22 protein-coding genes are annotated in these 23,049 nt (G+C 68.2%); all 22 read right to left on the bottom strand.

Annotated elements, in window-relative coordinates:
- Positions 1 to 46 precede the first annotated feature (46 nt).
- Entirely contained in the window at positions 47 to 1,210 is a 1,164-nt protein-coding gene (locus ACFO5X_RS08580) for a peptidoglycan DD-metalloendopeptidase family protein (RefSeq protein ID WP_380716923.1), read from the bottom strand.
- A gap of 70 nt (positions 1,211 to 1,280) precedes the next feature.
- Positions 1,281 to 1,928, bottom strand: a complete 648-nt coding sequence (locus ACFO5X_RS08575) for a protein-L-isoaspartate(D-aspartate) O-methyltransferase (RefSeq protein WP_380716920.1) — start codon at positions 1,926 to 1,928, stop codon at positions 1,281 to 1,283.
- Positions 1,925 to 2,707 (bottom strand): 5'/3'-nucleotidase SurE, encoded by a 783-nt coding sequence (gene surE, locus ACFO5X_RS08570; protein ID WP_380716916.1) that lies wholly within the window; start codon positions 2,705 to 2,707, stop codon positions 1,925 to 1,927. Before surE ends, ACFO5X_RS08575 begins: the two co-directional genes overlap by 4 nt.
- Before the next feature lie 64 nt (positions 2,708 to 2,771).
- Positions 2,772 to 3,419 carry an SDR family NAD(P)-dependent oxidoreductase gene (locus tag ACFO5X_RS08565; protein ID WP_380716914.1) on the bottom strand — a complete coding sequence of 216 codons (648 nt, stop codon included), beginning with the start codon at positions 3,417 to 3,419 and terminating at the stop codon, positions 2,772 to 2,774.
- 138 nt (positions 3,420 to 3,557) lie between these two features.
- Entirely contained in the window at positions 3,558 to 3,806 is a 249-nt protein-coding gene (locus tag ACFO5X_RS08560) for a pilus assembly protein PilZ (RefSeq protein WP_380716912.1), read from the bottom strand.
- A 196-nt stretch (positions 3,807 to 4,002) separates the two neighbouring features.
- Complete coding sequence (gene purF, locus ACFO5X_RS08555) at positions 4,003 to 5,460, bottom strand: amidophosphoribosyltransferase (protein ID WP_380717297.1); 1,458 nt, start codon at positions 5,458 to 5,460, stop codon at positions 4,003 to 4,005.
- A gap of 158 nt (positions 5,461 to 5,618) precedes the next feature.
- Positions 5,619 to 6,173 (bottom strand): CvpA family protein, encoded by a 555-nt coding sequence (locus tag ACFO5X_RS08550; protein ID WP_380716911.1) that lies wholly within the window; start codon positions 6,171 to 6,173, stop codon positions 5,619 to 5,621.
- Positions 6,174 to 6,212: 39 nt separating this feature from the next.
- A complete protein-coding gene (gene radA, locus ACFO5X_RS08545; protein WP_380716909.1) occupies positions 6,213 to 7,577 on the bottom strand; it encodes a DNA repair protein RadA in 1,365 nt (454 codons plus the stop codon).
- A gap of 16 nt (positions 7,578 to 7,593) precedes the next feature.
- Positions 7,594 to 8,022 carry a paraquat-inducible protein A gene (locus tag ACFO5X_RS08540; protein ID WP_380716908.1) on the bottom strand — a complete coding sequence of 143 codons (429 nt, stop codon included), beginning with the start codon at positions 8,020 to 8,022 and terminating at the stop codon, positions 7,594 to 7,596.
- Between the two features lie 163 nt (positions 8,023 to 8,185).
- Positions 8,186 to 8,935 (bottom strand): ABC transporter ATP-binding protein, encoded by a 750-nt coding sequence (locus ACFO5X_RS08535; protein ID WP_380716907.1) that lies wholly within the window; start codon positions 8,933 to 8,935, stop codon positions 8,186 to 8,188.
- Positions 8,932 to 9,717 carry an MlaE family ABC transporter permease gene (locus tag ACFO5X_RS08530; RefSeq protein ID WP_380716906.1) on the bottom strand — a complete coding sequence of 262 codons (786 nt, stop codon included), beginning with the start codon at positions 9,715 to 9,717 and terminating at the stop codon, positions 8,932 to 8,934. Before ACFO5X_RS08530 ends, ACFO5X_RS08535 begins: the two co-directional genes overlap by 4 nt.
- Complete coding sequence (alr, locus tag ACFO5X_RS08525) at positions 9,714 to 10,748, bottom strand: alanine racemase (RefSeq protein ID WP_380716905.1); 1,035 nt, start codon at positions 10,746 to 10,748, stop codon at positions 9,714 to 9,716. Before alr ends, ACFO5X_RS08530 begins: the two co-directional genes overlap by 4 nt.
- A gap of 171 nt (positions 10,749 to 10,919) precedes the next feature.
- Complete coding sequence (locus ACFO5X_RS08520; RefSeq protein WP_380716904.1) at positions 10,920 to 11,708, bottom strand: DUF1194 domain-containing protein; 789 nt, start codon at positions 11,706 to 11,708, stop codon at positions 10,920 to 10,922.
- Positions 11,709 to 11,768: 60 nt separating this feature from the next.
- Positions 11,769 to 13,262, bottom strand: a complete 1,494-nt coding sequence (locus tag ACFO5X_RS08515) for a replicative DNA helicase (protein WP_380716902.1) — start codon at positions 13,260 to 13,262, stop codon at positions 11,769 to 11,771.
- A 206-nt stretch (positions 13,263 to 13,468) separates the two neighbouring features.
- Positions 13,469 to 14,149, bottom strand: coding sequence for an orotate phosphoribosyltransferase (locus ACFO5X_RS08510; protein ID WP_380716901.1), 681 nt, complete (start codon positions 14,147 to 14,149; stop codon positions 13,469 to 13,471).
- A gap of 105 nt (positions 14,150 to 14,254) precedes the next feature.
- Positions 14,255 to 15,598, bottom strand: a complete 1,344-nt coding sequence (locus ACFO5X_RS08505; RefSeq protein ID WP_380716900.1) for a calcium-binding protein — start codon at positions 15,596 to 15,598, stop codon at positions 14,255 to 14,257.
- A gap of 173 nt (positions 15,599 to 15,771) precedes the next feature.
- The gene (gene pyrC, locus ACFO5X_RS08500; RefSeq protein WP_380716899.1) at positions 15,772 to 16,812 is read right to left on the bottom strand and encodes a dihydroorotase; all 1,041 of its coding nucleotides are present in this window, start codon (positions 16,810 to 16,812) and stop codon (positions 15,772 to 15,774) included.
- Between the two features lie 40 nt (positions 16,813 to 16,852).
- A complete protein-coding gene (locus ACFO5X_RS08495) occupies positions 16,853 to 17,812 on the bottom strand; it encodes a phosphoadenosine phosphosulfate reductase (protein ID WP_380716898.1) in 960 nt (319 codons plus the stop codon).
- A 104-nt stretch (positions 17,813 to 17,916) separates the two neighbouring features.
- Entirely contained in the window at positions 17,917 to 18,978 is a 1,062-nt protein-coding gene (locus ACFO5X_RS08490; protein ID WP_380716897.1) for a glycosyltransferase family 2 protein, read from the bottom strand.
- 27 nt (positions 18,979 to 19,005) lie between these two features.
- Entirely contained in the window at positions 19,006 to 21,213 is a 2,208-nt protein-coding gene (locus ACFO5X_RS08485) for a glycosyltransferase family 2 protein (protein ID WP_380716895.1), read from the bottom strand.
- Positions 21,210 to 21,839, bottom strand: a complete 630-nt coding sequence (locus ACFO5X_RS08480) for a hypothetical protein (RefSeq protein ID WP_380716893.1) — start codon at positions 21,837 to 21,839, stop codon at positions 21,210 to 21,212. Before ACFO5X_RS08480 ends, ACFO5X_RS08485 begins: the two co-directional genes overlap by 4 nt.
- Positions 21,836 to 22,879 carry a glycosyltransferase family 2 protein gene (locus tag ACFO5X_RS08475; protein ID WP_380716891.1) on the bottom strand — a complete coding sequence of 348 codons (1,044 nt, stop codon included), beginning with the start codon at positions 22,877 to 22,879 and terminating at the stop codon, positions 21,836 to 21,838. Before ACFO5X_RS08475 ends, ACFO5X_RS08480 begins: the two co-directional genes overlap by 4 nt.
- Positions 22,880 to 23,049 lie beyond the last annotated feature (170 nt).

The following is a 23,049-nucleotide window of genomic DNA, read 5'->3' as shown; positions in this document are numbered from 1 at the left end:
AGGCCCGCGCCGCAGGCGCGACTCCAGCGCCGGCCCCCGGGCGCGGTCATTCGAGGTAGGGGGTCGGATCCTGGCTGTCGAAGCCCTTGCGGACCTCGAAGTGGACATAGGCGTTCTCGCCCGCGCGCAGCTGGGCGAGTTTCTGGCCGCGCTTGACCGTATCGCCCTTCTTGACCGCGATGCCGTCCACGTTGGCATAGACGGTCAGCAGGTTGTCGGGGTGCTGGATCACCACGATGGCGACCTTGTCGGCGCTGGCGGTAATCGCGCGCACGGTGCCCGCCGCGGCGGCTGTCACCGCTGTGCCGGGCGCGGCGGCGATGTCGATGCCGTCGTTCTTGCCCTTGGTATAGGTGCGGATGATCTTGCCGTTGACCGGATAGGCCATCGCCGCCGAGCGGGTGGGCTCGCCCACCGAGACGGCGGGGGCGGCGGGCGGCTTGGCGCTCACCTTCTCGTCGGGCAGTGGCTTGGCGGCGCTGGGGGGCACCGGCGTGGTGCTGCCGACGCCTGGTTTGGGCACCAGGATCGGCGCAGGTTTCGCCGGCGCGGCGGCGCCCTTGACCGGGATCAGCAGATACTGGCCCTCGCGGATCGAGAAATCGGGGCCGAGGCCGTTCCAGTCGGCCAGATCGGTGACCGAGACCTGATAAAGCCGCGCCACGGTATAGGCGGTTTCGCCGCGCACGACCTTGTGGCGCACCGGTTCCGAGCTGTCGGGCCGCGACGGCGCGGCGCTGGCGGGCGGCAGGCTGGTGGTGGAGACGGCGGCGGGGGCCGGCGTGGTGTTGGGCGAGGCGTCGATGGCGCTGCCGGCGATGGCGGAGATGTCCAGCGCGCCGGTGGCGGCCGAAGGTTCGGCGACGCGGCGCGGAAGGGCCAGAACTTCGCCCTCGCGCAGGGCGTCCGTGGGATTCAGGCCGTTGTATGTGGCAAGTTCGGAGGCGGGCAGGCCGATGCGGCCGGCAACCGAGGCGACGGTGTCGCCCCGCCGGGCGAGGGCGACCTGGTAGTTCGGATAGGCCAGGATGCCGCGCGCGTCGGGCGTCGGGCGGTGGCCCGCGGCCTCTTGCGCCGCCGGAGCGGTGGAGAAGGCGCCGACCTTGCCGCGCATGTCGAAGTCGAGCGGTTCGTCACAGGCGGCGAGCAGCGCCAGGGCGGCGACGCCGGCCAGCAGGCGGGCGGCAGAGGTCGATTTCGAAAGTCCCATCTCGTCATCCTCAATGCGCTCTCCCCTGTTTCGCCGGAGAGTAGCGGTTCGGCCGGACCCGGGCCCGGGCTCAGCCATCTTTCCCGATGCCTTCCAGCAAGGGGACGAAACGGACCGGCCTGATCTCGTCATAGTCATAGCCGCTGTCGGTGCGGTGCACGCGGATCAGCGTCTGGACGGTTTCGGCCTGTCCGACCGGTACCACCATGATACCGCCGATTTTCAGTTGCGCCAATAGGGGGCCGGGGGGGTCTTCGGCCGCGGCGGTCACCAGAATACGGTCGAAGGGGGCCTGTTCGGGCAATCCGAAGGAGCCATCGGCGGTCATGGCGGTGATATTCACCAGTTTGAGCGTGTCGAAGACCACCTGGGCCTCGCGCACCAGCCGGGCGTGGCGGTCGAGCGTGTAGACGCGGCGGGCGAGGCGCGAGAGGATCGCGGCCTGGTAGCCCGAGCCGGTCCCGACCTCGAGCACCTTGTCGCGGGGGCTGACCTGGAGCGCCTGGGTCATCAGACCGACGACCGAAGGCTGGCTGATGGTTTGGCCGCAGGCGATGGGCAGCGGCGTGTCCTCGTAGGCGCGTTCGGCGAAGAGGCCGGTGATGAAGAGGCCGCGGTCGATGCTCTCCATCGCGGAGAGGACCCGCTTGTCGGTGACGCCGCGCGAGCGGAGCGCGTAGAGGAATTGCATCCTGGTTTCGGCGTCCGGGCCGTTCATTCTATCGTCCGGAGAGCGTCGAGCGCGTCGTGAGCGGTGAGATCGGCGCGCATCGGGGTGACCGAAATGAAGCCGTGCAGGTTGGCGTGGGCATCGGTGCCGGGGTCGGTGGGCACATGCTGTTCGCCGCCCTTGATCCAGAGGAAGCGCTTGCCCGAGGGGGAGGCATGGGGTTCGACGCCGAAGCTGGTGCCGCGGCGGAAGCCCTGACGGACGACGCGCACGCCCTTGACCCCGGCGGCGGGGACCGGCGGGAAGTTGACGTTGTAGAAGAGGCGGTAGTCCTCGGTCCGCGCCGGCATGGCTGCCAGCACCTTGCGGATGACCTCGGCGCCGTGGACCGCCGCCGCGTCGAAGGGGTTGTCGTCGGCGAAATTGGCCGGACCCATGTATTGCGAGAGGGCGAAAGCGGGCAGGCCCTGCAGCGCCGCCTCCATCGCGCCGCCGATGGTACCGGAATAGAGCGCGTTTTCGGCCGAGTTGTTGCCGCGGTTCACGCCGGAGAGCACCAGATCGGGCGGGCATTTGACCATGACGTCATGCAGCCCGGCCAGCACGCAGTCGGCGGGCGAGCCTTCGGCGGCGTAGCGGCGCTCTCCCAGCTGGGCGATCAGCATGGGGTGGGTGTAGCTGATGCAGTGGGCGACGCCGGATTGTTCGAAGGCGGGGGCGACGGTCCAGACCTCGCCCGAGGGTCCGGCGAGCTCGGTCGCGATGGCGGTCATGACCTCGAGGCCGGGCGCGGCGATCCCGTCGTCGTTGGTGATGAGAATGCGCATGTGTCGAAGGCCCCGTTTTGTGCCCTTGATAGGCTAGGGGAGCCTATAGGGCAAGCCGGGTGCGCTAGATATTGAGGTTCAGCTGAGCCAGCAGGCGGGCGGCCTCGGACTGGGGATCGCTGAGCGGGGCGCGGTCCTCGCCGGGGTAGAAGCGGGCGCGCAGGGCGGTGGGCATCGGCGCGGGGGTCAGGACGTGGACATGCGGGCCGGTGCGGGTGCTTTCGGCCTGCCAGCTGCGGGCCAGCGCGATCTGGGCCGCCTTCGTGGCGCCATAGGCGCCGAAGAAGCGGTCTCCGCCGCGCGGGTCGTCGAAGAAGACGGCGTGGCCGTCACGGCCGAGCAGCGGGGCGACATAGGGGATCAGCCGCGCGGTGGCGGTGGCGTTGATGGCGACCGAGCGCTCCCAGTCCTTGATGTCGACATGGGGCGCGGGGCTGAGGGGGGCGGCGTGGATCGCGGTATGGGCCCAGAGGTGCAGCGCGCCCCAGCGGTCGTGGATCGACCGGCAGAGGGTCTGCATCGCGCCGGCCTCGGTGATGTCCATCACGGCGAGGGTGGCGCTGCCGCCGGCGGCCTGGATGCGGTCGTCAAGTTCTTCCAGCGCGCCCGTGGTGCGGGCGACGGCCACGATGTGGTGGGTGGGCGCGAGCGCTTGGGCCAGCGCCGCGCCGAGGCCGCGCGAGGCGCCGGTGATCAGGGCGAGTTGGGTCATGGCAGCAGCGTTTGGGGGGGAATAGGCGCAAGGTCAAGCGGTTGTTTCGCCGCGATGGGCACGGCTGCCGCGGGGGCGCGGCGGCGGCGATGCGGGGCCTTGAGTATTTGGAAAGAGAAGCAGCCCGGGGGTGAGGCTTCAGCCGCGCGGCAGGGTGAGCTTGCTGGTTTCGCCGTTGGCGCGGGTCAGGTGCAGCTCGCCCTCGCCGATGGCGGTGACGGTGGCGCCGCCGAGGCGGTCGCCGAGCGTCAGGCGGGCGATGCGGCCCGAGGGCTGGCGGATCAGCGCGATGCGGGTGTCGGGTCGGCTGATGGTGCCGATCAGGGCGGTTGCGTTCGTATCGAGCGCGTTCTTGTCGGTGGCGATATCGGCCGGAGTGGCTGGCATCTCTGTGGTCCCCATCATGCTGGCATGCAGCGGAAAGACCGGGAGATGGCAATGCAGGTGCAGAAAGGAAAGGGGGAAGGGGGCGGTGCGAGGAAAGCGGCGGCGGCTTGCCGGGCTGCCGTGGCGGCATCGGCGGAGCGCAGCGCAGGAGGCTGCGGCGCAGCGACGCGGGCGCGGTCAAGCGCCCGCGCGGACCCTATTCGGCGGCCTTCATCTGGAAGCCCTGATCGATCATGTCGGCGGGGCGGACCGGGTATTCGCCGGAGAAGCAGGCATCGCAATATTGCGGGTGGGCGTCGTTGCGGCCCGATGCCTCGCCCGCGGCGCGGTAGAGGCCGTTCAGCGAGATGAACTTGAGGCTGTCGACGCCGAGATGTTCGCGCATCTCGTCCTCGGACATGGTGGCGGCGAGCAGTTTCTCGCGCTGGGGCGTGTCGACGCCGTAGAAGCAGGGCCAGGCGGTGGGCGGGGAGGCGATGCGGAAGTGGACTTCGGCCGCCCCGGCGTCGAGGATCATCTCCTTGATCTTGCGGGAGGTGGTGCCGCGCACCACCGAGTCGTCGACCAGGATCACCCGCTTGCCCTTGATGAGCGCGCGGTTGACGTTGAGTTTCAGGCGCACGCCCATGTTGCGGATCTGCTCGGTCGGCTCGATGAAGGTGCGGCCGACGTATTGGTTGCGCACGATGCCCATGCCGTAGGGAATTCCGGATTCATGAGCAAAGCCGATGGCGGCGGGGGTGCCGGAATCGGGGACGGGGCAGACGAGGTCGGCCTCGACCGGGGCCTCGCGGGCGAGTTCGACGCCGATCTGGCGGCGGGTTTCATAGACCGAGCGGCCGCCGATGATCGAATCGGGGCGCGAGAAATAGACGTGTTCGAAGATGCAGAAGCGGGGTTTCTGCGGGCGGAAGGGGAAGTGGCTGGCGACGCCCTCCTTTTCGGAGATGACGACCATCTCGCCCGGGGCGATCTCGCGTTCAAATTCGGCGCCGATGATGTCGAGCGCGCAGGTTTCCGAGGCCAGCGCCCAGCCATCGCCCAGCTTGCCCAGCACAAGCGGGCGCACGCCCAGCGGGTCGCGCACGCCGATCAGCTTGGTGCGGGTCATGGCCACGACGGAGAAGGCGCCTTCGACCTTGCGCAGCGCCTCTTCCATGCGGTCGGGGATCGAGCGGCCCATGGAGCGCGCCATCAGGTGGATGATGCATTCGCTGTCAGACGAGCTTTGGAAGATCGAGCCGCGCTCGATCAGCTCGCGCCGGAGGGCGTTGGCGTTGGTGATATTGCCGTTATGGGCCAGCGCGACGCCGCCCATCGAGAGTTCGCCGAAGAAGGGCTGGACGTCGCGGATGGCGGTCGAGCCCTTGGAGCCGGCGGTGGAATAGCGCACGTGGCCGATGGCGATGGGGCCCGGCAGGGTTTCCATCACCGATTGCGAGGTGAAGTTGTCGCGGACGTAGCCGAAGCGGCGGGCGGAATTGAAGCCATGTTCGGGGTGGTGCACGACGATGCCGCCGGCCTCCTGCCCGCGATGCTGGAGCGCGTGCAGGCCGAGGGCGACGAAATTGGCGGCGTCACTGACGCCGACAATGCCGAAAATCCCGCATTCCTCCTTGAGTTTGTCGTCGTCGAAGGGATGCGCGGGGGGCATTTGCGGCTGGGACAAGGGGGCAGCTCCGAATCCAGTGCGGGTCTTGACCCTCACATAAGCGCTTGGGTCGCCAGTGTCATCAAAGGATCACATATTCATGACCGCTATGTCCGGACCGCACAGGTTGTGCGCGGTCCTTGCCCGATGAGGCGGCAGCATTACTGGCTGCACTGCCCGACAAGGCCTTCATATTGCAGCTTGAGCCAGCCGAGCGCCTGTTCCGGATTGCGCTGTTCGATCTTGGTGGTGAACTGCTCGAAGACCTGGGCCGAGCGGCTTTCGTCGACGATCGAATAGGTCTGGCTGGTGATCACATTGTCGTAAACGAAGAAGGCGACGGCCACGAGCAGCACGCCGCGCACGACGCCGAAGAGGAAGCCGAGGCCCTGGTCGATGCCACCGAGCGCCGAGCGGCGCACCAGCGTTGAGAACAGAGGGGTGAAGAAGGAGGCAACGATCAGCGCCGCGGTGAAGACGACGAAGAAGGCGCCGAGAATGCTGAGCTGGCAGTTGTCGGCGATGAATTCGCTGACCAGCGGCAGTTCCTTGATCAGGGGTTCGACCTTGGGGGCGAAGAGATAGCCGACCACGGCGGCGGCGATCCAGCCGGCAATCGCCATCGACTCGCGCACCAGGCCCCGGGAATAGGCCAGCAGCGCCGAGATGACGATCACGAGCGCGACGACGCCGTCGATTATGGTGAAACCTTCCATATGTATCTGCCTGCCTCTGGTTTCGATTTTTGGCGCAGTCTATCCCGCGCCGAAGACTTCGCCAACAAATCCTGTCAAATCTGTGGCCCGCGTCAGGGACAGACCGGACTCTGTGCCGGTTTTGCCACCTGACGGCAGGATGGCCGAGCTAAAACCAAGTTTCTGAGCCTCTTTCAACCGGTTTTCGGTCTGGGAGGCCGGACGCAGGGCGCCCGAGAGGCTGATTTCGCCGAAGACGACCGTATCGGCGGGCAGCGGCGTGTCCTCGCGGGCGGAAAGCAGCGCAGCGGCGACGGCGAGGTCGGCGGCAGGTTCGGAGATCTTCAGGCCGCCGGCGATGTTGAGATAGACGTCGAGACCGGCGAAGGGGATGGCGCAGCGGGCCTCGAGCACGGCAAGAATCATGGCAAGGCGGCCGCCGTCCCAGCCGACCACGGTGCGCCGGGCCTGGGCGTGGGGCGAGGGGGCGACCAGCGCCTGCACCTCGACCAGCAGGGGGCGGGTGCCCTCGATGCCGGCGAAAACGACGCTGCCGGGGCTGGGCGCGCCGCGTTCGGAGAGGAAGAGGGCGGAGGGGTTGGTGACCTCGGCGAGGCCGCTGCCCGTCATCTCGAAGACGCCGATCTCGTCGGCGGGGCCGAAGCGGTTCTTGACGGCGCGCAGGATGCGGAACTGGTGGCCGCGCTCGCCCTCGAAGTAGAGCACGGTGTCGACCATGTGTTCGATCACGCGGGGGCCGGCGATCTGGCCGTCCTTGGTGACATGGCCGACGAGGACAACCGAACAGCCGCGCCGCTTGGCGAAGGTGGTGAGCTCATGCGCGGCGGCGCGGACCTGGGAGACGGAGCCGGGGGCGCTATCGACATTGTCGGACCACATGGTCTGGATCGAGTCGACGATCACCAGCCCGGGACGTTCGGCGTCGAGCGTGGTGAGGATGTCGCGCAGATTGGTTTCGGCCGCCAGCATCACCGGCGCCTCGGCGAGGCCCAGCCTGTGGGCGCGCATCCGCACCTGGGCAGAAGCCTCTTCGCCCGAGACATAGAGCGTTTTCAGGCCGTTGGCGGCGAATCTTGCGGCGGCTTGCAACAGCAGGGTGGATTTGCCGATGCCGGGGTCGCCGCCGACGAGGATGGCCGAGGCGGCGACGAGGCCGCCGCCCAGGACGCGGTCGAGTTCGCCGAGGCCGGACTGCGTGCGCGGCGGCGGGCTTTCCTGCGCGGCGAGCGTGGTCAGCCCGACGGTGCGCCCCTTGCGCGCGCCAAGCGAGCTGGCGGCGGGGCCGGCGGAGAGCGGCGCCTCTTCGGTGATGGTGTTCCATGCGCCGCAGGCGTCGCAGCGGCCCGACCATTTGGGAAAGGACGCGCCGCAGGCGGTACAGGTGAAGGTCGTGGTTTTGGCCATGCGCGTTTGTGACCGTTTAGCGTTTGGCGGTCAAATGGCTAATCGCGATGGAGGCGAGCACGGCGGCGGAGAAGAGGTAGAGGCCCCAGGCGACCTCGATCCGGGCGAGGCCGATGCCCTTGGCGATCACCACGTAGAGCGCGATCAGGAAGACATCGGCCATCGCGAGCTTGCCGAGGATTTCGAGCACCGGCAGGACGCGGCGGCGGAGCTGGCCGAAGTGGATGAGGGCGAGGCCGATGGTCTTCATGTAGGGGGCGAAGACGGCGAGGAAGGTGACGAGGAGCGCGAGCGCCACATCGGTTTCCCAGAGGGATTGCAGGCCGGAGATGACCGAGATCTCCTCGGTGCCGAAGAGCGGCAGGTCGATCCCCGCGCGCAGCAGCGGCGCGAACCAGGCGAGGGGGAAGACGACCAGGAGGGCGAGGTTGGCGAGTTTGAGCATGGCTTGCAGGAGGTAAGCTTGCAGCGGGACGGGTGCAAGCGAGGACGTTTTCCGGCGAGGAAAACGTCAAAAATCCTGCGAGGATTTTTGGCTCTGGCGGGACGGTTGGGGGCGGGGGCGTTTTCCTCGCGAGGAAAACGGACGAATTCCTCGGAGGAATTCGTCAGCGCACCGCCGCAATCGGGCCGGTGGCGCGGCCGTGGATGAACTGGTCGAGGTAGGGATCGCCGGAATTGTCCATTTCGGCGACGGGGCCGGTCCATTTGATCACGCCGTCGTGCAGCATGGCGACGTTGTCGGCGATGGCGCGGACCGAGGACATGTCGTGGGTGATGGTCATGGCGGTGGCGCCCATCTCGGTCACGATCTCGCGGATTAGGTCGTTGATGACGCCGGCCATGATCGGGTCGAGGCCGGTGGTGGGTTCGTCGAAGAAGATGATCTCGGGGTCGGCGGCAATGGCGCGCGCGAGGCCGACGCGTTTCTGCATGCCCCCTGAAAGCTCGGCGGGGAAGAGGTCGGCCACATCGGGGGTCAGGCCGACGCGGCGGAGTTTTTCGATGGCGATCTCGCGCGCCTCGGCGGCAGGGCGTTTCAGCGCGCCGCGCAGCAGGCGGAAGGCGACGTTCTGCCAGACCGGGAGCGAATCGAAGAGCGCGCCACCCTGGAACAGCATCCCGAAGCGGGCGAGGAAGGCGTCGCGGTCGGCGGCGGTATAGGCGTCTTGCCCGTCCACGGTGATGGTGCCGCTGTCGGCGTGGACGAGGCCGAGGACGCATTTCAGCGCCACCGACTTGCCGGTGCCCGAGCCGCCGATGATGACCATCGAGGTGCCCTTGGGCACGTTCAGGGTCAGCCCGCGCAGCACCTTCTTTGGCCCGAAGGCCTTGGTGACGTTCTCCATCTGGATCATATCGAGAAGAACACCCCCGTGAGCAGGAAGTTGGCGGCCAGGATCAGCACGGCCGCGGCCTCGACGCTGGACTTGGTGGCGCGGCCGACGCCCTGGGCGCCGCGCTCGGAGGCCATGCCGTAGTAGCAGCCCATCAGCGCGGCGATGATGCCGAAGGCGGCGCCCTTGACGAGGCTGGAGACGATGTCGCGGAGTTCGAGGAAATCGACGGTGTTCTGCAGGTAGGCCGCGGGATTGAAGCCGAGGTTCTTGACCGCGACGGAATAGCCGCCGCCGACGCCGATGATGTCGCCCACGGCCACCAGCAGCGGTACGGTGAGCAGGGCGGCCAGCACGCGGGGCACGACGAGGTATTTCATCGGGTGGGTCGAGAGGGTCACCAGCGCGTCGATCTGTTCGGTCACCTTCATGGTCGCGATCTCGGCGGCGATGGAGGAGGTGACGCGGGCGGCGATCATCAGGCCGACGAGGACGGGGCCGAGTTCGCGCACCATGCCGATGGCGACGATCTGGGGCACCACGGCCTCGGCGTTGAAACGGGCGCCGCCGGAGTAGATCTGGAGCGCCAGCGCGCCGCCGGTGAAGATGGCGGTGAGGCCGACGACGGGCAGCGAGAGCCAGCCGATGTTGAGCAGGGCGAGCGCGAATTCCTTGGGGTAGAAGGGCGGGCGGACGATATGGCCGAGCGTGTTCAGCGCGAAGAGCGAGACGCGGCCGAGCGCGGCCATCAGGCGCAGCGTCACCGCGCCCAACAGCGCCAGCGGCGTGAGCAGGCCGCTCATGCCACGTAGCGGCGCGAGTAGCGGGCGCCGAGGCTTGTCAGGATTTCATAGCCGATGGTGCCGGCGGCGGCGGCGAGGCGGTCGACGCCCTGATGGGGGCCGAGCAGGGTGAGATAGCCCGGATCCTCGCGCAGGTCCGTGACGTCGACCGTGATGAGGTCCATCGAGACGCGGCCGACGGCGGCGCAGGGGATCGCGCCGTGATAGAGCCGGAGCCGGCCGCCCAGGGCGCGCAGCAGTCCGTCGGCATAGCCGGCGGAGAGGGTGGCGATGCGGCTGGGGCGCTCGGCGGTCCAGGCGTTGGCGTAACCCACCGTCTCGCCCGGGGCGATGGTGCGCAGCTGAATCACCGGGATGTCGAGGCGCACGACGGGGCGGGCCTCGGCGAAGGGCTGGCCGCCGAAGAGGCCGATGCCGGGGCGGGTCAGGTCGAAGTGATAGTCCGACCCCAGCAGGATGCCGCCGGTGGCCGCCAGCGAGCGCGGTACGTCGAGACCGGCGGTCATTTCGCGGAACTGGTGCAGCTGGCGCGGGTTCATCGGATGGTCGGGCTCGTCCGCGCAGGCGAGGTGCGACATCAGCAGCACCGGCTTGCGGGACATGGCGAGATCGCGCAGGGCGGACCATTCGCCGGGCTCCATGCCGAGCCGGCTCATGCCGGTGTCGAGCTGGATGCCGAAGGGGCGGTTGGGCAGCGCCTCGACCTGGCGCAGCATCTGGTCGACCGAATTCAGCATCGGCACCAGGTCGTGGGCGCGGATCAGCTCGGTGTCGCCCTCCATGTGGCCCGAAAGCACGCCGATCATCGGCCCGGGGCCGAGGGCCGCGCGCACGGCGGCACCTTCCTCGGCCAGCGCCACGAAGAAGCGGCGCGCGCCGGCCTCGGCCAGCGCCCTGGCGATGCGGCCGGCGCCGAGGCCGTAGCCGTCGGCCTTGATCACGGCCGCGGTCTCGCCGGCGCTTTGCGCGGCGAGGGCGGTCCAGTTGGCGGCGATGGCGCCGAGATCGATGGTAAGATGTCCGCTGCTCATGGGCCCCGTTCATGACATCCGGGCGCGGCGCGTCAAGGGGGAAAGGGACGCGGGCGGGGCGGCATTCCGCGCGGGATGGGAGCGGTGGAGGGGGCTCTGCCCCCGCCGCCCGTGCCGGGCGGCCCCCCGAGGTATTTGTGAACCAGAGAAGCCGGGGGCGCGGGGCGGGCGTCAGGGTTCGCTGTAATAGCGCCGGTTCTTTTCCCAGATCTTTTCGCCGACGAGGCAGTCGTAGGCGGCGGCGGGTATCAGGCGTTCGGTTTCGCCGGAGCGGCCGGCAATTTCGAGGACCAGCTTGCGGCGCACGGCCTCGGCGAACTGGTCCCAGCTGGTGACCGGGATGACGAAGGCGCCGGGGCCGCCGATGACGCAGTTGGTGTAATAGGCGTCGAGGTCGGGGATGCCCCATTGCGCCGAGAAGGGGTCCTGGGTCATCAGGGGCAGGCCGTTGATGGTGATGCCGCGCGCCAGCACCGTGTCGCGGGCCAGGAGCACCGGGCGGCCCATGTTGTTGGGGCCGTCGCCCGAGATGTCGATGACCCGGCGCAGGCCGTCGAAGCGATTGGTCTCGAAGCTGTCGGCGGCATAGACCAGCGCCTCGGAGATCGAGGTGCGGCGCATGCCTTCCATGAAGAAGCCCGAGAGGGTGTCGGCGACGTCGCGGGCCTGGTCGGCGGTTTCGATCAGGGTCCAGGGGACGATCACCGTCTGCGAGCTGCTGCCGGCCCATTCGATGTACGTCAGCGCGATGCGGCCGGTCATGCCGCCGGCGATGGCGCCGCTCACCTCGTCGCTGGAGAGGGCGGCGGCGTAGCCGTGACGCTGGATTTCGAGCTCGGCGGGGCTCATCGAGCGGGAGACGTCGACGGCGAGGACGAGCTCCATGTCGACCTCGACGCGGTCCTGCGCCGCCAGCGGCGGGGCGGCGAGGGCGAGGGAGAGGGCAAGCGCGCGCAGCATGGGCGCCATTGCGCCAGAGGGGCGCGCGGCTGTCCATTCACGAAAGCGTTGGATCGGGACCTAGTAGCCGGGTTCGCCGTTCTGCTGCCAGGGTTTCACCAGGTTGCCGAAACGAGTGAACTGGGCCTCGAAGGAGAGTTCGACGGTGCCGATGGGGCCGTGGCGCTGCTTGCCGATGATGACCTCGGCCTTGCCGTGCAGGCGTTCCATGTCCTCGATCCACTTGGCGGTGGCCTCGATGTTGTTCTCGTCGGGCTTTTCGCGTTCCTTGTAGTATTCGCCGCGGTAGACGAACATCACCACGTCGGCGTCCTGTTCGATCGAGCCGGATTCGCGCAGGTCGGAGAGCTGGGGGCGCTTGTCCTCGCGGCTTTCGACCTGGCGGGAGAGCTGGGAGAGCGCGATGACGGGGATGTTCAGTTCCTTGGCGATGGCCTTGAGGCCCATGGTGATCTCGCTGATCTCGTTCACCCGGTTCTCGGACTTACCGGTGCCGCGCACAAGCTGGAGATAGTCGATGATCAGCACGTCGAGCCCGTGGGTGCGCTTGAGCCGGCGGGCGCGGGCGGCGAGCTGGGAGATCGGTAGCGCGGGCGTGTCGTCGATGTAGAGCGGGCAGGCCTCGAGCGTCTTGGCGGCATCGACGAAGCGGCGGAATTCGCCCTCGGTCATGTCGCCCTGGCGGATCTTGTGGGAGGAGATCTCGGAGGCTTCGGCGAGGATACGGCCGGCGAGCTGTTCGGCGCTCATTTCGAGCGAGTAGAAGCCGACGACGCCGCCGCTGACTGCGCCTTCGGTGCCGTCGGGGAAGCGGCCGCGCTTGTAGGCCTTGGCGACGTTGAAGGCGATGTTGGTGGCGAGCGAGGTCTTGCCCATCGAGGGGCGGCCGGCGAGGATCAGCAGGTCGGACTTGTGCAGGCCGCCAAGCTTGGCGTCCATGTCGTCGAGCCCGGTGGAGATGCCGGCGAGGCCGCCGTCGCGCTGATAGGCGGCGTTCGCCACATTAACCGCGTCGGTTACGGCCTTGAGAAAGCTCTGGAAACCGGTTTCCGACTTGCCCTGTTCGGAGAGCTTGTAGAGCTGTTGTTCGGCTTCGACGATCTGGGCCGCGGGTTCGCTGGCAATATCGACGCGGGCGGCCTTGTCGGAGATGTCGCGGCCGAGCGCGATCAGTTCGCGGCGGATCGCGAGATCGTAGATCATCTGGGCGTAGTCGCGCACGGCGAAGGCCGAGATGGCGGTGCCGGCGAGGCGGGCGAGATAGGCGGGGCCGCCGAGTTCCTTCAGCCCCTCGTCCTCCTCCATGAAGGCCTTGAGGGTGACGGGCGAGGCGAGCTGGTTGCGGGCGATGCGGGCGGCAGCGATTTCCCAGATGCGGGCGTGCACCGGTTCATGGAAGTGCTGCGCGCCGATGATCGAGGCGACGCGGTCGTAGACGTCGTTGTTGGTGAGAACGGCGCCAAGCAGCTGCTGCTCGGCCTCGACCGAATGGGGCAGGGTTCCGGCGGAGTCGATCTCGGCCCGAATCGGATTCAGTTTGGCGATTTCGTTCATGGTGTCCCTCTGCCCGTCCGCGTTTGGCGCGGTTCGTCTTGTGGTGGAGTGCTCTTAGCAATCCGGCACCGGTCCGGGCAAATTGTATGTTTTGTGGAAAACCTGTTCGAGCTGCCCGACACGCCCCATCTTGCGATCATAGGGGCGCAGCGGTCAACATCTTGCAGGACTTTCGGCGGGATTTCACCGCTGCGGCGTTTCGCGCGTCAATCCTTGCGGCGGGCGTCCTGCCAGGGGCGCGGGGCGTTCAGGAAGGTTTCGACCTCGGCCAGGGTGGCGTCGGAGAAGGCGTTGGAGTGGCGCGCCTCGGCCAGGACGTCCCACCAGGTGCAGAGGTGGTGCAGGTTAACGCCGTGATCGCCCAAGGTTTTCACGGTCTCGGGGAAGATGCCGTAGTAGAAGATCACCGCGGTATGGGCGCAGGTGGCGCCGGTGTCGCGAATCGCGTCGACGAAGGAGAGCTTGGAGCCGCCATCGGTGGTGAGATCCTCGACCAGCAGGACGCGGTCGCCTTCGCCCATCACGCCCTCGATTCGGGCGTTGCGGCCGTAGCCCTTGGGCTTCTTGCGGACATAGGTCATGGGCAGGCCCATGCGCTCGGCCACCAGGGCCGCGAAGGGGATGCCCGCGGTTTCGCCGCCGGCGATGTTGTCGAAGGCTTCGAAGCCGGCGTTGCGCATCACGGTGACGGTGAGGAAGTCCATCAGGGTGGAGCGGATGCGCGGGTAAGAGATCAGCTTGCGGCAGTCGATGTAGGTGGGCGAGGGCAGGCCGGAGGCGAGGATGAAGGGGTCTTCGGGGCGGAAGTTCACGGCGCCGATCTCGAGCAGCATCCGGGCCGAGAGGCGGGCGATTTCTTCGGGGGTGGGGTAGGCGGAAGGGATCATCGCGCGGGCTCCTCGGGCTGGGGGTTTGCCGGGGCATAGAGGAGGCGGGCGCGAAAGAAAAGCCCGCAGCCCTTGGGGCTGCGGGCGATGGGGGTGCCGGCGGTCCTAGAACAGGAAATCGTCGGCGGAAAGGTCGGCCTTGACCAGCCCCTGGAGCGTGATCGTGTTGCCCATGCCATCGTCGATCACGGCGGTGCCATTGACGTTGGAGAGGTGGTTGTTGCGCAGGTCGGCGAAGCTGCGGATGGACTCAACGCCCGCGAGGTTGATCTTCTCGGGTTTGATGTTGGCCTGGAAGTCCGTGATGGTGTCATTTCCGAAGGCGCCGGCGAAGACGAACTTGTCGGCCTGGGCGCCGCCGGTCAGGATGTCGTCGCCCGCGCCGCCGATCAGGACGTCGCGGCCGCGGCCGCCGTCGAGCGTATCGTTGCCGTTGATGCCTGACAGACGGTCGTTGCCGTCTTCGCCCTGGAGCACGTTGCGTCCGCCGCTGCCGATGAGGACGTCGTTGAAATCGCTGCCGCGCGCGTTCTCGATGCTGCGCAGGGTGTCGGTGTCGCCGAAGCCGTCGGTGGCCTTGCCCTTGCCGAGGTGCACGCTCACGCCCGAGGTGCCGCCGTAATTGGCGTCGCGGTCATAGCGGACCTGGTCGAAGCCCTTGCCGCCGTTGATGAAGTCGTCGCCGGCGATGCCGCGGAAGATCTGGGTGCCGACCTTGCCGATGAAGGTGTCGTCGAACATCGAACCGCGCAGCATCTCGATGCTGATGAGCCTGTCGGTATGGCCCCAGCCGTCGGTTGCCACGCCGGTGGCGAGATTGGCGGTCACGCCGTTCGGGTCGCCGCGGAAGGTGACCTGATCGGCGCCGGCGCCGCCGCGGTAGACGTCATTGCCGCGGGAGGAGGCGAAATAGTCGTCGCCGATGCCGCCGTCGAAGACGTCGCGGCCGAGCGTGCCGATGTATTCGTCGTCCTCGGTGAGGGTGGCGCCGTTGAAGGTGGACCAGAGGATGTTCTGGCCGGGGGCGAAGGCGCCGGTGGCCTGGCCGACCGAGGTGATCGACGCCTCGAAGGCATTCCACTGGGCAAGGGTGGTTATCGCGGGCAGGTCGGCGCCATCGAGGGCGAAGAAGAAATCGACGGAGTCAGAGCCGCGGTCGAGCCAGAGGTCGAGAACGACGGTGGTGCCGGCGGGGGAGGTGACGCGGCCGATGGACACTTCGACGTTGGAATTGGCGCCGGTGTCGATCAGCTGCCCGTCGAGCTGGACCTGGATCGGGTCGCCGATGATATCGACCCAGGGCAGGCTCTCGCTGGAGTCGGCGATGGAATAGGAGAAGGTCGAGGCAGCGGAGTCGACGATCAGGGAAATCTGGGTCTGGCCGACAGAGACCGCATTGTCGGAATTGTCGAAGGTGACAGTGAGGCCGGTGAAGGTGATCATGGTCATGGTCTGGGCTGCCTTGCTGAGGTCGGTAGAAATCGGTGTGAAAAGTCCAGGGAGGGTGCAGGCCGATCCGCCATGAGGCAAGCGGAAAGTCGCCGATTGCGGCATTCCATGACGTTCTGCGGCGATCACGACTCAGATTCGTGACGCCGCGGAAACAATCCGGTGAATCTGGCTTAGTCGTCGACCTGCCAGGTGAGGGCGAATCCGGGGTCGAAGACGGTCACGGGGCCGTCGCCGCTCTCGATATGCGCCGGGGCGGCGTAGGGCGCGCCCTTGCGGAGCGTCAGGGTGCCGGCGTTGACCGGCAGGCCGTAGAAGGTCGGGCCATTGCGCGAGGCGAAGGACTCCAGCCGGTCGAGCGCCCCCTCTTCCTCGAAGACATGGGCGAGGATCGCCATGGTGTTGGTCGCGGTGAAACAGCCGGCGCAGCCGCAGGGCAGGAGCTTGTTGGCGTCGGTGTGGGGCGCGGAATCGGTGCCGAGGAAGAAGCGCGGGTCGCCCGAGGTGGCGGCGGCGCGCAGGGCGAGGCGGTGTTCCTCGCGCTTTGCGACAGGCAGGCAGTAGTAATGCGGACGGATGCCGCCGGCCAGGATGTGGTTGCGGTTGATGATCAGGTGGTGGGTGGTGATCGTCGCGCCGAGGTCCGACCCCTGCGCGCGGGCATAGTCGACGGCGTTGGCGGTGGTGATATGCTCCATCACCACGCGCAGGCCGGGGGTGGCGCGGCGCAGCGGTTCGAGCACGCGGTCGATGAAGACTGCCTCGCGGTCGAAGATGTCGACGGCGGAATCGACGACCTCGCCATGGGTGCAGAGGGGGAGGCCGATCTCGGCCATCTTTTCCAGCACGCCGCGCACCTTGTCGAAGTCCTTGACGCCGCTGGCGGAGTTGGTGGTGGCCCCGGCCGGGTAGAGCTTGACCGCCTTGACGAGGCCCGAGGCATGGGCGGCGGCGACATCGGCGGGATCGGTGGTTTCGGTCAGGTAGAGCGTCATCAGCGGCTCGAACACCGCGCCGTCGGGCAGGGCGGCGCGGATGCGGTCGCGGTAGGCGGCGGCCTGGGCGGCGGTGACGACGGGCGGCACCAGGTTCGGCATCACGATGGCGCGGGCGAAGTGGCGCGCGGTCTCGGGCAGGACGGCCTTCAGCATGGCGCCGTCGCGAAGGTGCAGGTGCCAGTCGTCGGGGCGGGTGATGGTGAGGGTGTCGCTCATGCCCGCGCTGCTAGCACAGGCGGGGCGCCGTCGGAAGAGGTCAGGCGGCGGTCGAGGGCAGAACGAAATCGCCAGCCTCGGCCTGCTGTTCGAGCATGTCGAGGCGGCGGCGGAAACGGGGCGCGTGCATCCGCTGGATCACGTTGCGGCAGAGCAGGGTGTTGAGATAGGGCCGGTCGTCGGCGTCGAGCTTGCCCATCAGGGCGCGCAGGTAGGAGGCGTTGTCGCGGCGGGCGCGGTAGAGGCGGTAGAAGCTTTGCGGGGTCAGATAGCCGTCGCCGGCCTGTTGCAGCAGGGTGGAGAGGATGCCCATCTCCATCAGCTGGGTCTGTAGCGCCGCGCCGAGGAAGGGCAGGCGCAGCCGGGTGACGTTGGGCCGCTGGAAGAGCGCGGCGTGCATGGCGTCGTATTCCTGGCGCGGGTCGTAGAGCACGAAGGCCTGTTCGGCAGCGTCGAGCATGTCGGGCGCATAGCCGTAGCGGTCGGTGAAGGAGATGCGGCGCATCTCGACAAAGCGCGGATCCCATTCGGCCATGCGCGGGTCGAGCGTGGCCTGGGGCTGGATCGCGACGACGGTGGCGCCGGGGGCGGCGACGGAATAGGCGGCGGCGGCATAGCCGCAGGGCCCGGCGCCGTAGAAGAGGACGGAGTCGTATTCGTCGAAGAAGCCGTGATCGGCGAGGCGGTCGAAATACTGGTGAATCGCCTGATCGCGGAACCATGTGTCGCCATCGGAGACGAAACATAGGTGCGACCAGCCGTGGCGTTTCACAAGGTCGAAGCCGAGCGGCGTGGCGGGTTCGGTGAGCGAGCGGATGCCCTGCACGGTTTCGAAGGTGACGATCAGCGTCGGGCCACGGTCGATCAGCACCGCGAAATGGCGCAGGCCGAGGTCGCGGTAGCCGCCGCTGGAGCGGCCGATTTCAATGAGTCGCCGCTTCCATTCGGCCACGTCGAGACGCGCCAGAGAGCGGTCGATCTCATTCAGTACATCGGTCATGAACACTGCCCCACACAACGAGGCCAGTTAACCACGGGTTATTGCGAAATCCAATTAATCGTCGATTTTGTGGCTAAAGCATGCACAAACAAATGTAATTGCAATCATTGTTCCTCTTCTTGCCGATTTTCCTCGCGCGCCCTGTTGGCGTAGTCGATCAGCATCTTTGCGGAACGGGCCGGAAGCAGGCGGGCGGGCGGGGTCATCAGCAGGCGGCCGAAGAGCGCGCGCATCGGTTCGCGCAGCATGAGCTGGTCGAATCGCTCCTTGCGCCAGGCGACGGCCTGTTTGTGGAGTTCGCCCAGCACCGGGTCGGCGTGCAGCTGGGCGCGCAGCTTGGCGGAGGTGGGGGCGAGGGCGGCTATGGTGGTGTCGATCTGGGTGTTGAAGTTGCGTTCGACCCAGTAATCGACGCCAAGGGGCTGGTCCGCGTGCACCGCGCGGCCGCGGTCAGATTTGAGGATGAAGCTTTCCATCGCGCCGAGGGCGTAGTGGTTGATCTGGGCGAAGCGATAGAGCGGGCGGCCGTAGTTCGAGAAGATGCGCCGGGTCTTGAAGCCTTCGTCGAGTTCGTTGCCGAGGCAGTCGAACCAGCGCGATTCGGCCAGGCGGGCCTTGCGGGGCCCGCGCGGGCGGTGGACGCCAAGCTGACGGTAGGTGCCGTCGTTGCGGTAGAGCGTCTTGAACATCGCCGCGCGCCAGGGCCAGGCCAGGATTTCCGGGGCGGCGTGGGTGAAGGTTTCGGTGACGGGGCGGTCCTCATAGCGGATGCGGTCGGCATTGCCGAAGAGGCGCCAGGTGAGGGCGATGGCGGTGGCTTCGGGGATCGTCTGGATCAGCGCCTGAAGCGTATGGTCGCCGACGTGGACGTTGACGAATTCGTCGATGTCGAGGGCGATCAGCCAGTCGGCGGTCTGCACTGCTTCGCAGTCGTCGGCGAGGCGCAGGCCGGTGAACTGGATGCCGGATTTGGCATAGGGGCCGTCGTTGCGGATGTGGGTCAGCCAGCCGGTGCCGGTGAGGCGGTCGAGCATGGCGTCGGTGCCATCCTCGCAGTCGTTGGAGAGCACGACGAAGTGCCCGATGCCGGCGGCGAGGTGATGGGCGAGCCATTCCAGCAGGAAGGCGGCCTCGTTCCTGACGGTGAGAACGGCGACGATCTTCAAGGCGTTACGGGGAGAAGCCTGGGCATTTCAGCTTTCCATGTCCAAGGCGAGCGCATAGGCGACCCGCTCTGTTTCGGTGAGGGTGATCCGCAGGGCCTGGTCGTAGAGCGCGCGGAATTCGGGGGTCTGGTGCAGGTCGCGGGCGCGGGCGCGGTGCCAGGCGAGGCCCTGTTCGTGGAGCGCGCGCAGGGGGGCGTCGGCCAGCAGGCGGTCGTATTCGGCGCGCAGGCGGGGAAGGTTGCGCTTGATCGTCAGGTCGCGGACGCCCGACCAGTCCATCCGGATCCAGTAGTTGAGGCCGACGGCACGGTCGACGTGCAGGGCGCGGCCGCGCTGGCGCTTGATCAGGAAGCTGTCGGCGCTGCGGACGGCGTAGTGGTTGAGTTGCAGCAGGTCGTAGCCGATGGATTTGGTCGAGCTGCGCCAGCCGCGCTCGGCGGTCTCGGCGGTGATGTCCTGGCCCGAACCGTTGACCCAGCGCACGCGATCGCGCTGGTCCTTGGCCAGCTTGTTGGGGCGGTGGCAGCTGAGTTTCGAATAGGCGCCGATGTTGCGGAACAGGGTCTTGAAGCCCCAGACGGTGTGCGGCTTGGGGCAGTAGCGCGGGGCGCAGGTGTCGAACTGGTCGATGACGAAGGCGTCGGCGAGGCCGCGCACGCCGTTGTGGCCGAAGAGACGCCACGTCATGGCGACGTTGGTGGCCTCGGGGACGCGGGCGAAGAAATCGTCGAGCGTGCCGTTGCCGCAGCGGACGTTGATGAATTCGTCAACGTCGATATGGGCGATCCATTCGGCGTTGCGGACGACCGGTTCCTTCAGCGCCTTGTTCAGCGCGTGCTGCTGGGGGGATTTGCCCTTCCAGCTGTCGTTGTTGCGGTGCTGGAGGAGGCCAAGTTGTTGCAGGCGGTCGAGAATTTCCGACGTGCCGTCCTCGCAGCCGTTGCTGTAGATCAGGAAATCGTCAAAGCCGATGGCGCGGTGGTAGGCGATCCATTCGAGGATGTAGGGGGCCTCGTTCTTCATGCAGCCGACGATGACGCGGCCGCTGGAGCCTTGGGGCAGGTCGCGCGGGGGCGCGGGGGTATAGGGGGCGGCGGGGGTGTCCTCGGTCAGCGTGCCGAGGCGGTTGTGCGGGGCGTAGGGCGAGCGGCGCAGGGCGGCGAGCTGGCGCGCGGCCTGGGGCGGGAGCGCGGGGTTTTCGGGCGCGGGGGTGCGCGTAGCCTCTTTCGTCGCGCGGTCGATCCGGTGGAGGAAGGCGAGCAGGTATTGCGAGGCGCGGTAGCCGTTGAGGGGATCGGCCTCGGCCCAGGTCGGCGCGCTGAGGTCCAGCGTGGCCGGGTCGATCGGGGGACCGGGCACGGCGAGCTCGGCCAGCAGGCTGCGCCAGAGCGCGCGCGGGATGTGCCGGCCCTGTTCCAGCAGGCGCAGCAGCAGGAGATTGAGCTGGCGGGCGCGGGCGACCCAGGCGGCGGAGGGTTGCTCGGGCAGAGCGGCGGGCTTGGCCTTGCCGATGCTGGGGGCGATCTCGAAGGCGGCGCGCAGTTCCTTGGTAACGGTGTCTGAGGCGAAAAGCGCCGGGTCGTAGGGGCGCAGGGTGACGTTGCCCGTGCCAAAGCGGCCTTCCCAGAAGGCGGTCAGCGCGGCGTGGTCGAGCCAGAAGGGCGCGCCCTGGGTTTCCTCGAACTGGCCAAGGTCGGGGGCGATTGCGGGCATCGTGGCGAGGCAGGCCTGCCACCAGTCGGGCGCACTGGCCAGCGCGAGGTCGCGGTCGAGCGGGGCCGCTCGCCCCTCGAAAATCTGCGCGGCGTAGTGGCGGGCGAGCGCTCGGGCGGGGTTGTCCACATGGGCGAGGATGCGGATATCCTCGGACAGCGGGGCGAGCAGGGCGTGCAGGCGGTCGAGCTCGGAGGCGCGGTGCAGCGAGCTGCCGAGCTGCGCGGCGGAGAGGATCAGCGTATGCGGCTGGTGCTGCGCGATCTCGGCGGCGAGGTCGGCGGCGAGACGCGCGCGCAGGTCGGTCTGACGGTCGGGGTCGGCCAGCCCACGCGCGTGGCGCAACGGGTCGACATGGGCGGGATCGGTCACCGCCATGAACAGCCGGGTGTCGTTGCGCGCCCCGGCGCTGCGGGGGAAGAGGATGCCCTTTGCCAGAAGGTTGGCGCGCTTGTCGTCCAGCACCTGCTGGAGCCGCGCGGCGGCGGCCGGTTCGGGGCCGATGTGCAGCCAGATCCTCATGCGCTGTCCGCCTGCAGCGGGTTGGCGTTGAGCCGGCCCCACCAGGGCAGGTCGCGCCCGAGGAAGGCGGCGATGCGGCGAGGCGCGGCGGGGTCGGCGATGTCGACTTCGAGATAGTCGTCGCGCCCGGCGAAGGCCTCGGCCAGCGTCGCGTAATGGCCGGCGATCCACTGTTCGCGCTGCTTGGTGGTTACGCCGAAGCCGACCGGCAGGCCGGGCACGCCGCTGCCGGGCAGGCGGTCGGTGCCGAGGTTGGACCAGGCGAGCATGGACTGTGACATGGCGAAGCTGTCGCGCCGGGTGGCGAGAAAACGGACGCCGGGATGGTGGCTGCGGAGCGCGCGGATCAGGGCGAGGTCGGTCTGCGGCCAGATCGAGCGGGTGCCGTGCAGCATGCTCATCTCCGAGATCGCCTCGACATGCGGGATCAGCGCCAGCGGGTCGCCGGTTTCGAAAAAGCCCTGATAGAGCAGTTCGGCGACATAGGCGCCGACGCGGGCGGGGTCGCCGGCGTTGCGCTTGCGCAGGCGGTGGTCGGCGACGGTCAGCCCCGAGAGGCGCAGCGCCTTGGCGAGCGTTGTGGTGCCCGATTTCGGGAGGCCCAGGTTGACCGCCACCAGCGTCATGGGGCGAGGCCCAGCTCGGCCAGCAGGGCGGCCTCCTGCGGCGGCAGGCGGGGGGCGTTGCGCAGCCGGGCCTGAAGGGCGCGCATGTCGTCGCGCGCCAGCAGGGCGTCGCGGCGGGCGATGTGGGCGGCGACGCAGGCGGCGTGCAGGGCGGCGACCTCGGGGTCGGCCTTCAGCGCGGCGAGGGCCGCTTCGAGAGCGGGGAGGTGGCGGCGGATGCTGGTGTCTACATGCGCCGCATCGTTGCGTTCGCGCCAGTAGGTGTCGTCGAAGGCGCGGTGCTCGCGGTTGACGTCGCCCCGGTCGGTCTTGACCAGATAGCTGTCCAGACTGCGCAGCGCGTAGTGGTTCAGCGTGGCGAAGGCGCGCGCGCCCCGGGCGGGGAAGCGGCGCAGGCGGCGCGGGTTGGCGGCGCTGACAAAGCTTTCGGGCACCGGGCGGCCCGAGGCATCGGTCCATGCCGGCGAGGGCTGGCCGGATTTCACGAAGGGGCGGTGCGCGCCGTAATATTGCAGGGGAAAGTCGCGCCGGACCAGCGACTTGACCTCGATGGCGAGCTCGCCGCACCAGATGTCGGGGTTGTGGCTGCGGGCAAACTGGGCGATGACCGGGCGGTCTTCGAAGGTCTCGACCCCGTCGTTGGCGAAGAACTGGAAGGGGATCGAGATCGCCTGCGGATCGCCGCAGGCGGCGATCAGCGCGGGCAGGCTGTGATCGCCCGCGTGGATGTTCAGGAATTCGTCGACATCTGCAATCCAGACCCAGTCGGCCTGCGTCACGACGGTCTGCCGGCGCGCGTCCTTCAGCGCCTCCATCTGGTAGTTGCGCCCCTGTGCGGGGTTCGGCAGATGGACGAGGCCGCCGCGCGCGGCCAGCGCGTCGAGCAGGGCGTCGGTGCCATCGGTGCAGTCGTTGGAGTAGAACAGGAAGTCGGTCACGCCGATCAGGCGATGGAAGGCGATCCATTCCAGCAGGAAGGGGCCTTCGTTCTTGACGCAGGTCACGGCGGTGATCCGTAACCCGTCACGCTCCTGCTTCATCGTTGTCGCCCGCCCGCCGCGCCTGCACCCCGAGGGGGTTGGCGCTGTCATGTTGAACGATTCATGGCATTTCCCCCCGAATCCGTCAACCGAGGCCGGGCGCGGCGTGGCCCCATGGGCACGGTTGACGGCCCCTGCGGTTCGGTGTCCTGTGGGTGGAAGACGCGGGA

Origin of the sequence: Seohaeicola nanhaiensis (genome assembly GCF_042654245.1) — a bacterium.
Classification (GTDB): Bacteria; Pseudomonadota; Alphaproteobacteria; order Rhodobacterales; family Rhodobacteraceae; genus Seohaeicola_A; species Seohaeicola_A nanhaiensis.
The sequence above is the reverse complement of the archived record's forward strand: the minus strand, read 5'-3'. Positions and strand labels throughout refer to the sequence as shown.